The organism is Streptomyces sp. BF23-19 (genome assembly GCF_041106355.1).
Classification (GTDB): domain Bacteria; phylum Actinomycetota; class Actinomycetes; order Streptomycetales; family Streptomycetaceae; genus Streptomyces; species Streptomyces virginiae_A.
The window spans coordinates 1-11,991 of sequence record NZ_JBGBPT010000046.1 but is presented as its reverse complement, the minus strand read 5'-3'; the positions used below and the strand labels follow the sequence as shown (position 1 = coordinate 11,991).

9 protein-coding genes are annotated in these 11,991 nt (G+C 70.5%); 4 read left to right on the top strand and 5 right to left on the bottom strand.

The features are described from left to right. Positions 1-831: 831 nt before the first annotated feature. The gene (locus AB8A24_RS24595) at positions 832-2,082 is read left to right on the top strand and encodes a hypothetical protein (RefSeq protein ID WP_328964860.1); all 1,251 of its coding nucleotides are present in this window, start codon (positions 832-834) and stop codon (positions 2,080-2,082) included. A 63-nt stretch (positions 2,083-2,145) separates the two neighbouring features. Here AB8A24_RS24595 and AB8A24_RS24590 read toward each other — a convergent pair whose 3' ends face one another. Beyond that, positions 2,146-2,742 carry a hypothetical protein gene (locus AB8A24_RS24590; RefSeq protein ID WP_328964859.1) on the bottom strand — a complete coding sequence of 199 codons (597 nt, stop codon included), beginning with the start codon at positions 2,740-2,742 and terminating at the stop codon, positions 2,146-2,148. Then, positions 2,739-3,038 (bottom strand): hypothetical protein, encoded by a 300-nt coding sequence (locus AB8A24_RS24585; protein WP_328964858.1) that lies wholly within the window; start codon positions 3,036-3,038, stop codon positions 2,739-2,741. Before AB8A24_RS24585 ends, AB8A24_RS24590 begins: the two co-directional genes overlap by 4 nt. A gap of 876 nt (positions 3,039-3,914) precedes the next feature. On the opposite strand from AB8A24_RS24585, the gene AB8A24_RS24580 reads away from it, so the two are divergent. Genes AB8A24_RS24580 through xdhC form a run of 3 tightly spaced genes read left to right on the top strand, consistent with a single transcriptional unit; the run spans position 3,915 to position 8,702 of the window. Further along, complete coding sequence (locus tag AB8A24_RS24580) at positions 3,915-5,387, top strand: FAD binding domain-containing protein (protein WP_328964857.1); 1,473 nt, start codon at positions 3,915-3,917, stop codon at positions 5,385-5,387. Further along, positions 5,384-7,795 (top strand): xanthine dehydrogenase molybdopterin binding subunit, encoded by a 2,412-nt coding sequence (xdhB, locus tag AB8A24_RS24575; protein WP_328964856.1) that lies wholly within the window; start codon positions 5,384-5,386, stop codon positions 7,793-7,795. The genes AB8A24_RS24580 and xdhB overlap by 4 nt, the downstream gene beginning before the upstream one ends. A gap of 1 nt (position 7,796) precedes the next feature. Then, complete coding sequence (xdhC, locus tag AB8A24_RS24570) at positions 7,797-8,702, top strand: xanthine dehydrogenase accessory protein XdhC (protein WP_328964855.1); 906 nt, start codon at positions 7,797-7,799, stop codon at positions 8,700-8,702. A gap of 63 nt (positions 8,703-8,765) precedes the next feature. Here xdhC and AB8A24_RS24565 read toward each other — a convergent pair whose 3' ends face one another. The 3 genes from AB8A24_RS24565 to AB8A24_RS24555 all read right to left on the bottom strand — a co-directional run bounded on the left by AB8A24_RS24565 (position 8,766) and on the right by AB8A24_RS24555 (position 11,786). Continuing rightward, on the bottom strand, positions 8,766-10,364 hold the full coding sequence (locus tag AB8A24_RS24565) for a hypothetical protein (RefSeq protein ID WP_369477676.1): 1,599 nt from the start codon (positions 10,362-10,364) through the stop codon (positions 8,766-8,768). A 169-nt stretch (positions 10,365-10,533) separates the two neighbouring features. Further along, positions 10,534-11,235 carry a GNAT family N-acetyltransferase gene (locus AB8A24_RS24560; protein ID WP_328964853.1) on the bottom strand — a complete coding sequence of 234 codons (702 nt, stop codon included), beginning with the start codon at positions 11,233-11,235 and terminating at the stop codon, positions 10,534-10,536. 185 nt (positions 11,236-11,420) lie between these two features. Continuing rightward, positions 11,421-11,786, bottom strand: a complete 366-nt coding sequence (locus AB8A24_RS24555) for a hypothetical protein (protein WP_202186032.1) — start codon at positions 11,784-11,786, stop codon at positions 11,421-11,423. Positions 11,787-11,991: the final 205 nt, after the last annotated feature.

The window sequence follows — 11,991 nt, the reverse complement described above, 5'->3', positions numbered from 1 at the left end:
GCTCGACGCGGCCGGCGCACCCGCCTCACCCGACAACGTCACCGTCGACCCCTGACACACCACGTCAGGGACTGCGGCATTGCCGATCGCCACCGTGGCGGCGACCCCACCGATCACCAGGGCTCCCGCGACGGCAGAGAGCACGAACTTCTTCTTGAGACTCATGGTCCGTTTTCTGGACACTTGGCACTCCTCGATCCGATGGACGTTGTCCCCCTGACGTCCTGCATACGGCCGACTTCTCAAGGGAGTTCAGTCCTGTTGCCTTTTTACGAATCGGGCCGCGAGGAGGTTTGGAGCTCTGTGCGGCGAGCCGCCGCGGGGCTCGTGACTGATGGGAGTACGTCCGAAGAAGCAGGTCACGGCCCCGGGGCCCCGGGCGGTCGCCGTGTGCAGGGCACTCGTACCGACGGCCTCGATCGACGCGGGGCGAAGAGACCACAGGCATCTTTAAGGTTCAGTTGATCTGCTCTTAAGCATCCCGCTGCGCTCACCGCCAGGCCCGCGAAGAGCGGGCGACCACCGTCTGCGCCCCCGGCGGCACCGTGTCGGGTCCGTGTCGGGCCCGCATCATCGTTTCTTCCCTTGCAGCCCTGTGACCTGCGACGAAACCACATTCCACGTACGAGTGACATGGTCGGTATTCGGTGGTTTTGGGCTACTCGCTTCGGGATCATGGTTCCGGTTCCGCACATGACCTCGGCACGAGGCCGCCGGCATGTGCAGGCCGCCCCCGAGCGTGTTTCGCGCCGTGACCCGGGGCGGCCCCCGCCGCGCCCCCCGTCCCGGGGGCGGGCTGTACCGCACCACGAGACAGAGGAGCCGGACCACATGTCCATGCCTGTTGTGAGCATCTGGGACAACACCTTCCCGGGCGTCCAGCCCCACTACCCGAGGGCAAGCGCGTGGGACGCCGAGTGGCCCCTCGAAGGGGGCACCGCCTGGGTGTTCTACAGCAGCCCGGGCCAGACCCGGGTCAGGAAGCCGGTGATCCTCGCCGACGGGTTCTCCTCCGGCAAGAGCGATCCCGACGCCCTGTGGAACGGCTTGGAGAACGGCGAGTACCCCTTCATCTCCAAGCTGCGTGAGGCGGGCTTCGACCTGGTGCTCCTGGGCTTCGAGGAGCGGTCGGCGTCCATCATCGACAACGCCGACGTGGCGATCGAGTGCATCGAGAAGACGATCGACGACCGCGAAGGTTCGGCCAAGCTGACGGTCGGCGGCTTCAGCATGGGAGGGCTGGTCACCCGGTACGCCCTGGCCAAGATGCACCATGACGGTGACGACCACCAGACCGCGACCTTCCTCTCCTACGACACCCCGCACAGCGGAGCCTGGCTGCCCATCTCGGTACAGGCGTTCGCGCACTTCGTGAAGGACAACTGGGGTGCCCTCCCCGGATTCGGCGAACTCCTCAGCAGCTTCTCGCGGATGGTCAACAGCGCGGCCGCCAGGCAGTTGCTGCGCTGGCACATCGAGAGCGTCACCGCGGAGGCCCAGCAGGACCAGGCCCGCACGGACTTCCTCGCGGAACTGGAGCGGGTGGGCAGCTGGCCCCCCGGCGTGCGGCGGCTCGGGGTCGCCAACGGCACGGGCACCGGTGCCGGGAACAACATTCCGGCCGGCGTGACGGCGATGCGCACCACCGGTACGGAGCTGACGGGCACCCGGCTGGACACCCAGGACACGCGCGAGCAGATCGTCGCCATCCTGAAGAAGACCGGATCCCCCGAGATCCCGATCACCACCAGCGGACTGCCCGACATCGACGGCGCTCCCGGTGGGCTCTTCCCCGAGGCTCTGAACCTGCCGGGCCGCCCCGCCAACTTCGGCACCGCCGCCATGCTGGCCGGGCTCCTCGAAGGCGAGCCCGCGGAACTCACGTACAACGCGACCACGTTCGTGCCCAGCGTCAGCGCCGTGGCGGCCGGCGAGATCGACGACCGCGACGCGCTCTACAGCAAGATCGACCCCGCCGACAGCGAGCTCGACCACTTCATGTGCGCGAGCGAGAACCAAGGACACACGGTCATCACCGAGGAACTCGGCGCGTGGATCGTGGACAAGCTCCAGACCCCCTGACCCCCTGACCCCCTGCCGCGACGGTGGCCGTCCCGGTTCTGCCTGACCGGCGGGCCGGGACGGTCACCGGGCCGCCTTGCGGTCGGGGCCGAGCGGCCGCTTGTAGTAGCGCCAGGGGAACCAGCCCGCGCCGACGGGGATCCAGCCCTCCGCCTCCATCCGCCGGTGGCGGCCGCCGGCGGAGAGCGTCACACGGCAGTGCTCCCACGGGTGCGCGGAGGCCTCCACCTCATGAAAGAAGGATCCGTAGCCGACGAGGTGCCATCCGTCGCGTCCGGCCTCCTCCAGGGCGGCCATCTCGTTGAACGCGGTCAGCGGACTGAGGATGCGGCGCTCCGCGGTGCCCGCCCCACCACCGGTCGGCGCACCGGGCGCGGGCGCCCCGGCGAACCTCTGCTGGGCGGCCTGCCGGCTCACTCCCAGGATGCGGCCCACCGTTTCCCAGCTGTGTCCGGCGGCCCTGGCACCCTGCACGGCCTCACGCAGGAGCCGGCTCGCCTCCTCGGCTCCGACCCGCGAGGCGTCCACCAGGCGCAGATAACCGTCCGCGTCGTGTTCGAGCGCGTCGGCCAGGCCCTCGGGGGCGCCGATCACGGCCGCCGCGATGCCCTCGCGGATCCTGGCTGCCTCCAGGGGGCCGAGCAGGGGTACGTCGCTCATCGCCGGGCGCCGGCGAGAGGTTCCAGCGCGTCGAGCACGTCCGCGTCGCGGCGGGCGCGGATCGCGTCGGCATCGGCCCGTGCCGCGGTACGGGCCACCAGGGCGCCTCCGGCTGCGACCAGTACGAGGGACACGACGACCAGGGCGACCGAGGCGGCAACCCCGAACCGGTCGTGGAACATGACCGTCACCGCGGGCAGCATCACCGCGAGCGGCAGCAGGGCAGCCGTGGTGGGGGCTGTGGTGGAGCGAGGGGCGCCCTCCTCGGAGGAGGGCGCCAGCTTCAAGATCGACATGTGTCAAGAGAACCTTGACACGCCCGCTCTGTCAAGACTTCCTTGACGCGGGTGCGACGACGGCCCCCGCGTCGGCGGCAGTTCCGGCCCGGCCGCCTCGGCCTGCCGACCACCTCGGCCTCCCGGCCGTGGCGGGAATCCGCCCCCCGGTGCGGCCGCACCTCCGACGTCGTCACCCACCGCACCGATCGAGCCCTGGTCGCGCCGTCGACCGGGCCCCACACCACACCCGGGGTACCCGCGGCACCGTCAAGGTGTAAGGCATGGGGTGGACGGTGCACTCGGGACGCGTGAGGCCGCCTCAGGTGCGTATCCACGGCCCGCCGCGGCGACCCGCCCGCCGGAGCGCGGGACAGCCCGCAGCCCGGCCGCGGGACAGCGGTGAACGCGTGGGGCTCCGGTGCCACCGGCCGTTCGACGCCTCGGCCGGTCGATACGTCACATTCCGGACAGCGTCTCGATCTACCGGATCCGGCCTCGCGTCGCCCCGCCGGCGGCCCGGATTTCGGCGGACCCACATGGTCTCCGCACGGTGGCTTGACCGATGGACCTGCGGCAACGTAACTTCGAGCCGACCGGCCCGTGAACTGATGGAGGAGGCGAAGTCGGATGTCGATCATCTCCGAACTGCACCGCCCCGCACATCAGATCGCCTGGACTCCGGGTCTCGTAGCACACGGCTGCTGAACAGCCCTCTTCTCCGGTGTGCCCTTCTGCGGCCCCGGCATCTTTCGATTTCTCACACCGCCTGCGGCACGTCGTCGCGTGCCGAGTCGCGCCCCGGATTCTTCCTCGGGCTGCGCCAGCGAAATAGAAAGCCCCTGAAATGGCTACTAGCATAATCAGCTCGACCATGCGCGGAAATGAGGATGTGCCATGGTAGCGGCGCGGATCACCGTCAACGGGAAAGAGACACCGCTTTCCCCGGCTGCACCCCACACCACTGTGCTCGACCTCCTGCGCGAGCGAGGCCTCACCGGTACCAAGGAGGGCTGCGCCGAGGGTGAGTGCGGCGCCTGTTCGGTCCTGGTGGCCCGTCCCGGCGTGAACAAGCCCACCGACTGGGTGGCCGTCAACGCGTGTCTGGTGCCGGCCGCGGCGCTGGACGGCCAGGAGATCATCACCTCCGAAGGTCTCGCCACGGTCGGCGAACCCGGTACGCGGCCCACGCTGCACCCGGTACAGGAGGAGATGGCGGTCCGCGGCGGCTCCCAATGCGGTTACTGCACCCCCGGGTTCATCTGCAGCATGGCCTCCGAGTACTACCGGCCCGACCGCTGCGCACACGCCGAGCCTGCCGACGGCAGCGACGCCGGCGACGCCGAGCACGGTCCGAACGGCTTCGACCTGCACTCGCTGAGCGGCAACCTGTGCCGCTGCACCGGCTACCGCCCGATCCGCGACGCCGCCTTCGCGGTCGGTGAGCCCACCGAGGACGACCCCCTGGCGCAGCGTCGCGAGCAGGACCCGCCCGCGCCGGTCGCCACCGAGTACACCCAGGACGGCGCCACGTTCCTGCGGAAGGACACCCTGGCCGAAACGCTGCAACTGCTGCGCGAGCGGCCCGACGCAGTCGTGGTCGCCGGCTCCACCGACTACGGCGTCGAGGTGAACATCCGCTCCCGCCGGGCCGAGTGCGTGGTCGCCATCGACCGGCTGCCCGAGCTCCGGGAGCTGCGCGTCCAATCCGACCACATCGAGATCGGGGCGGCGGTGACGCTCACCGAGATCGAACGCCGCCTCGACGGCGACGTCCCGCTGCTGGCCGAACTGTTCCCGCAGTTCGCCTCCCGACTCATCCGCAACAGCGGCACCCTCGGCGGCAATCTGGGTACCGGCTCCCCCATCGGTGACAGCCCGCCGGTGCTGCTCGCCCTGGAGGCGTCGCTGGTGCTCGCCGACGCCGACGGTGAGCGCGTCGTCCCGCTCGCGGAGTACTTCACCGGCTACCGGCAGAGCGTGCGCCGCCCCGATGAACTGATCCGCGCGGTGCGCATCCCGCTGCCGCTGTCGCCGGTCACGGCCTTCCACAAGATCGCCAAGCGACGCTTCGACGACATCTCCAGCGTGGCGATCGGATTCGCGCTCGACATCGAGGGCGGAATCGTCCGCAAGGCCCGCATCGGTCTGGGCGGCGTGGCCGCCACCCCGATCCGTGCCCTCGCCACCGAGGCTGCCCTGGAGGGCAAGCCGTGGTCGGCGGAGACGGTCGAGGCCGCGGCCCGGGTGCTGCGGGGTGAGGGCACGCCGATGAGCGATCACCGTGCCAGCTCCGTCTACCGTTCCGCGATGCTCGGCCAGAGCCTGTTGAAGCTGCACGCGCAAACCACCGAGGCGGTGTCTTCATGAGCCATTTGTCCGAGCGTCCCGAGAAGCCGGTAGTCGGCGTCTCCATGCCGCACGAAAGTGCCGTCCTGCACGTCACCGGCACCGCGCTCTACACCGATGACCTGGTGTACCGCACCAAGGACACGCTGCACGCCTACCCCGTCCAGGTCATGAAGACCCGGGGCAGGATCACCGCGCTGCGCACCGAGCCCGCGCTCGCCGTGCCCGGTGTGGTCCGCGTACTGACCGTCGCCGACGTGCCCGGCGTCAACGACGCCGGTATGAAGCACGACGAGCCGCTCTTCCCCGACGAGGTCATGTTCCACGGCCACGCGGTCGCCTGGGTGCTCGGTGAGACCCTGGAGGCGGCTCGGCTCGGTGCGGCGGCCGTCGAGGTGGAACTCGACGAACTGCCCTCCATCATCACGCTGAAGGAAGCGATCGCGGCCGAGAGCTTCCACGGCGCCCGGCCCGTGATGGTGACCGGCGACATCGACGCCGGCTTCGCCGAGTCGGCGCACGTGTTCAGCGGCGAGTTCCAGTTCTCCGACCAGGAGCACTTCTACCTGGAGACGCACGCCGCGCTGGCCTACATCGACGAGGCCGAGCAGGTGTTCATCCAGAGCAGCACCCAGCACCCCTCGGAGACCCAGGAGATCGTCGCGCACGTCCTCGGTCTGCACAGCCACGAGGTGACCGTGCAGTGCTTGCGGATGGGCGGCGGCTTCGGCGGCAAGGAGATGCAGCCGCACGGCTTCGCGGCCATCGCCGCGCTCGGTGCCAAGCTGACCGGCCGGCCGGTCCGGGTGCGGCTCAACCGCACCCAGGACCTCACCATGTCCGGCAAGCGGCACGGGTTCCACGCCGACTGGAAGATCGGATTCGACGCCGACGGGCGCATCCAGGCGCTGGATGCCATCCTGACCGCGGACGGCGGCTGGAGCCTGGACCTGTCCGAGCCGGTCTGTGCCCGCGCGCTGTGCCATATCGACAACACGTACTGGATCCCCAACGCGCGGGTCGCCGGTCGCATCGCCAAGACCAACAAGGTCTCCAACACGGCCTTCCGCGGCTTCGGCGGACCGCAGGGCATGCTGGTGATCGAGGACATCCTGGGCCGGGTCGCGCCGCTGCTCGGCCTGGACGCGATGGAGCTGCGCAAGCGCAACTTCTACCAGCCGGGTCTCGGTCAGGCGACGCCGTACGGCCAGCCGGTCCCGCAGGCGGAACGGATCGCCGCGGTCTGGCAGCAGGTCGAGAACAACGGCGGGATCGCCGACCGCAAGCGCGAGATCGCGGCCTTCAACGCCGCGCACCCGCACACCAAGCGGGCGCTCGCGATCACCGGCATCAAGTTCGGCATCTCGTTCAACCTCACGGCCTTCAACCAGGCCGGCGCGCTGGTGCTGATCTACAAGGACGGCTCCGTCCTGATCAACCACGGTGGCACCGAGATGGGCCAGGGCCTGCACACCAAGATGCTGCAGGTGGCCGCGACCACGCTGGGCATCCCGCTGCACAAGGTGCGACTGGCGCCCACGCGTACCGACAAGGTGCCCAACACCTCCGCCACCGCCGCCAGTTCCGGTGCGGACCTCAACGGTGGCGCGGTGAAGAACGCGTGCGAGCAGTTGCGCGAACGGCTGCTGCAGGTGGCCGCGAGCCGGCTGGGTTCGAACGCCTCGGACGTGCGCATCGTCGATGGTGTCGCCCGCACCCTGGGCAGCGACAAGGAGCTGGCCTGGGACGACCTGGTGCACACCGCGTACTTCCAGCGCGTTCAGCTGTCGGCGGCCGGTTACTACCGGACGGAGGGGCTGCACTGGGACGCGAAGACCTTCAGGGGCTCCCCGTTCAAGTACTTCTCCTACGGCGCCGCCGCGGCCGAGGTGGAGGTCGACGGTTTTACCGGCGGGTACCGCATCCGCCGGGTGGACATCGTGCACGACGTCGGCGACAGCCTGTCCCCGATGATCGACATCGGTCAGGTCGAGGGCGGTTTCGTCCAGGGCGCGGGCTGGCTGACGCTCGAGGACATGCGCTGGGACACCAGTGACGGGCCGAACCGCGGCCGGCTGCTGACCCAGGCCGCGAGCACCTACAAGCTGCCGAGCTTCTCGGAGATGCCCGAGGAGTTCAACGTCACGCTGATGGAGAACGCCACCGAAGAGGGCGCGGTGTACGGGTCCAAGGCGGTCGGCGAACCTCCGCTGATGCTGGCGTTCTGCGTGCGCGAGGCGCTGCGCCAGGCGGCCGCGTCGTTCGGGCCCGCCGGGGTCAGCGTGGAACTCGCCGCCCCCGCGACGCCGGAGGCGGTCTTCTGGGCGATCGAGTCGGTCCGCGAGAAGGCGGACGTGCGGAGCGGCGACGGCCACGCTTCGGACGACAGCGAGATCCGTACCGACACAAGCGCTTTGAGCAATGCCTGACATGACCTGGATCGCCGCGGTCACGCGGTTGCGAGCACGCCGGGAGCCCGGCGTGCTCGTGACCGTCGCGACCGTGCGCGGCCACGCGCCCCGTGGGGCCGGTGCCAAGCTCGTTGTGGGACAGACCGAGACCTGGGGTTCGATCGGCGGCGGCAACATCGAGGCCGTCGCCATCGATCGGGCCCGCCAGCTCAACGTCGAGCCCGATCCGGAGCCGGAACTGATGGAGTTCGCCCTCAACGACAAGGTCGTCGGACCCCACGGTGTGCAGTGCTGCGGCGGTGCCGTCAGCCTGCTCCTCGAACCGCTGCCGGTGGTCCAGGCGGTGGCCGTCTTCGGCGTCGGGCACGTCGGACTGGAGCTGGCCCGCATCCTGGCCCGCCACAACCTCGATCTGCACCTGATCGACACCCGGTCCGACATGCTCACCGACGAACGGCTGGGTGTGCTCGCGGATGCGGTGGCGCAGATCCACGTGCACCACACGCCGCTGCTTCCGGAGGAGGTGCTCACGGAGCTGCCGCCCGGCGCCCACGTCCTGATCATGACCCATGATCACGCCGAGGACGCCGCGCTGTGCGACGCCGCCTTGCGCACCACCGGTCTCGGCTCGATCGGATTGATCGGTTCCGCCGCCAAGTGGGTGCGGTTCCGCAAGCGCCTGGCCACCGAGGGCGGTCACGACGCCGCCACCATCGACCGGATCAAGACTCCGATCGGGATGACCGAGATCACCGGCAAGGAGCCGGCCACGATCGCGGTGAGCGTGGCGGCGGACCTGCTCCGGACCTTCGAGCAGGACCGCCCCGGGGCGGCAGCGAACCCGGTGGCCGAGGTACCCGTGGTCCCTGAGGTCCGAGAGGTCTCCGAGGTCCGAGAGGTCCGCGTACGCTCCGGCATCCGTTAGGGCGCTTCTCTCGGATCCCGCCGTGCCGGGCGAGCCCGGCCGGCAGGATCCGAAAGAGACGGCTTAGCCACCGAGCGCGCTCAGCTTGTGTGCGTAGAGCACACGCTGGCAGTAGTCCGTTCCGTCCGGGTCCGCCGGGTCCTTGGTCGCCGTGCAGTCCTTCGCCGACCCCGGACGGTGCTCCGAGAGGGACCACAACCGCCCCGTGCCGCGCTCGATGTAGAGGTCCTCGGCGCCCCGGGCCGTCTTGACGGCCGGGCCGTCCTGGACCAACCGGCCGTCGCTCCACTTGTAGCGCCACAGGTTGCCGGGCTCGTCCGTCCCCTTGGACTCGTTCACGTACAACGTGCCGTCGTACGCCGCCGCGCCCTGGGCACCGCCACCCGTGAGCGGCAGGTAGTTCGCCCAGCCTTCAGCGGTGACGTCGGCGGAGCGACCCTCCAGGGCCGCGACCGGGTAGGAGGCGATGCGGCCGGTGGAGGGGTAGCCACTCTCCGGACGGCAGTACTCACCCATGATCAGGCGGTCCGGGCCGGTGCTGCGGTCCAGGGAGATGTAGGAGCTCTTCGGGGCGCCGGTGGAGACACAGGCGTAGGAGCCCTTGGGGTTGCTCTGCGGCGCCTTGAACTTCCACGCCGCGACCTGCGGCATGACGTAGCGGTAGCCGAAGCTGTACCAGACGTTGTCGTGCCGCCCGACCTTCGTCTTGTCCTCGACGTTCGAGGTGGTCCTCACCCCGTCGGTGTCGGTGCCGATCTCGTCGTGCGTGCTGGGGTCGCCGTCCGGGTCCAGGTCCAGGATGTGGCGCATGTCGAAGACGCGCAGGCCGTTGCGGGTGTCCGCGACGTAGAGGTAGTTGCCGTACCAGACGATCCCGCCGGCGTGGACGCCCTTCTGGATCGGGTACTCGCCCGCGTGCAGCCCGTCGAAGGAGACGTGGTCGGCGGAGTTCACGTACGTCCAGCCCAGCAGGACGTGCCGGTACTTGATCTCGGGGCTGCCGGTGGCCGGGTTGGTCCTGCTCTGCACGAAGGTGATCCGGACGCCCTTCTGGTTGCAGGCGTCGTCGGCCTCCAGCTCGGCCGCGGTGCAGTCGCCGGCCGACGGGTCGGGATCGTCCTCCCGGCCCGGGTCCCAGCCGTCGTAGGAGGCGAAGAGCTGGATGTTCCCGGCGGCGCCCCACAGCTCGTTGTCCTTGGCGTCGGAGACGCCGGTGATGCCCTGCGGGACCCACTCCTGGGAGATGGAGTCGTCCTTCTGCAGGCAGTACTTGATGTCGGGGTCGGGGGCCGTGCCGAACGGGTCGCGGGAACACCACGGATCGACGGTGCGGTTCGCGCCGACCAACAGCTTCTGCACGCCACCCGAGTCGGGCAGCACCGAGGCCAGGCGGGTGACCCGCCGGGTGGTCTCGGCGTTCATCTCACCGGGCTGCAGGGTGAAGTCTGCGGGCGAGGCCGCGCCGCCGGGACCGGCCCAGGCACCGGCGCCGAGCGGCGCGGGGGTGCCCTCGGACGTGCGGGGCTGCTGGATCCAGGTCCCGGGTGCGTCCGACGCGGGGTCCTGCGCCTGCGCCGGTGCCGCGAGACCGGTGAGCGCGAGCGCTGCGGCGACGGCGGTGGCGGCCGCGGGCCACGCACGGCGTATTCGGCTTGAGGGCATGCGGGGGTTGCCTCCGTTGCTCGTGTGACAGGTGAGTCAAGCGGAGGGTTCCAGAACACTTATCCGAGACGCAAGCGTGATCGCTTCGACAACAGCCTTGGCGGGCTGGTGAATTGATGGCATGTGACGGCTACGGCCCGATCCGTACGCACGGGCCGCGTCGATCACATCACCGCATCGGCCCGTGCCCGGACGATCCGCGAGAAGCACCCTGGTGCGTCGCGCCTGCGCCGGCCGGATCGGGGTCCCGCCACATCGGCCAGAGGGTCGGCCCGCCCTCCGGGAGCCGGATCTCTCCGGTGATCCGGAAGCCCAACTTCTCGTAGAAGGGGATGTTGGTGACGTTGCTGGACTCCAGGTACACGGGTTGCCCGAGCCGGTCGCAGTCCGCCAGCTGCTGGCCGAGCAGCGCCGACCCGACGCCCATCCCCTGGAGCCCCCGGTCCGTCCCCACGGACGGCAGGTACCAGTGCGGCGTCGGAGGATGGACCTCGTGCATGGCGTTCTGGACCTCCCCGGCCCGCGGCAGCCCACGGAGGCCGAAGACACACGCGTACCGCGGCAGCGCCGCCAACTCCGCCGCCGCGGAGGGCTTCCAGGTCCCGGGTCCCGACCACAGCGCGGCCCCCAGCAGCCGCCCGTCCTGCGTCGCGGCGACCCGGACGGCGCCGGCGCGCGGCCGCTGCTGCCGCTGGGCCAGCCGGAAGTAGCGGGCGATCCCGCGATCCCGGTCGGCGGCGGGAATCATCCATGCCATGACCGGGTCGTCGGCGAAGGCGCGGGCCAGGAGCGCGGCGACCGCCCCGGACTCGGCGGGCCGGGCGAACCGGATCCCGTACCCGGCCGACGGCAGTGCTGAAGGTGCGCTCATGGGGTCACGGTAGGCAGTGGGGTCGGGCCGGGGCGGCCGGGCGGCGCGGGACACGCCGTACGAGCCACCCGCTCGACCGCTCGATCCGACCGACCGATCCGACCGCTCGATCCGACCGCTCGATCCGACCGACCCGACCGCACCGCCGACCGGCGCCTCCGACCGGCCACGGCGCCCGCGCGAGGTCAGGAGGTGCGCTTCAGGGTCCAGGTGTTGGGGTTGAAGCTGGGGACGGCGGAGTAACGACAGCCACTCGAGTAGTAGGTGTTGGTGATGGTCCAGCCGGCGGGCGGCCACGTCGACGCGCAGGCGTTGACCTGGGTGCCGACCGGGTAGCCTCTCAGGTCCTTGATCTGCTTGGTGTTGGGCGTGAAGCCGGAACCGCAGCCGCCGCTGTTCCACCACTGGGCGTCCACCCAGCCGTCCGGGGTGAGCGTGCTGGAGCACATGGTGAGCGTGTCGCCGGGTGCCGCCGAGGCGGGGCTCACGGCGATGGCGAGGGCGGTGACGGCCATGGTGGCCAGAGCGGCGGCGTGACGGATGCGGATCACGAGACGTTCCTTCCTCGGCGCGCTGGGGTCGCTGCCGACGGTCGGCAGGCCGCACAGGCGCCGCGTCATTGCTATCCGACCGCTTCGGGCTGCAGAAAGTCACCTTTTGGGCATAACTCCGCGGCGGTTTAGAGCCGCCGCCACTGCCGCCCCTCGCCACCCGCCGCCCCCGCCGGCCCCGCCGGCCCCGCCGGCCCCGCCGGCC

Bases quoted from the DNA above. Each gene is read 5' to 3' on its own strand.
- AB8A24_RS24595 (WP_328964860.1), top strand. From the start codon at position 832: ATGTCCATGCCTGTTGTGAGCATCTGGGACAACACCTTCCCGGGCGTC.
- AB8A24_RS24590 (WP_328964859.1), bottom strand. From the start codon at position 2,742: ATGAGCGACGTACCCCTGCTCGGCCCCCTGGAGGCAGCCAGGATCCGC.
- AB8A24_RS24585 (WP_328964858.1), bottom strand. From the start codon at position 3,038: ATGTCGATCTTGAAGCTGGCGCCCTCCTCCGAGGAGGGCGCCCCTCGC.
- AB8A24_RS24580 (WP_328964857.1), top strand. From the start codon at position 3,915: ATGGTAGCGGCGCGGATCACCGTCAACGGGAAAGAGACACCGCTTTCC.
- xdhB (WP_328964856.1), top strand. From the start codon at position 5,384: ATGAGCCATTTGTCCGAGCGTCCCGAGAAGCCGGTAGTCGGCGTCTCC.
- xdhC (WP_328964855.1), top strand. From the start codon at position 7,797: ATGACCTGGATCGCCGCGGTCACGCGGTTGCGAGCACGCCGGGAGCCC.
- AB8A24_RS24565 (WP_369477676.1), bottom strand. From the start codon at position 10,364: ATGCCCTCAAGCCGAATACGCCGTGCGTGGCCCGCGGCCGCCACCGCC.
- AB8A24_RS24560 (WP_328964853.1), bottom strand. From the start codon at position 11,235: ATGAGCGCACCTTCAGCACTGCCGTCGGCCGGGTACGGGATCCGGTTC.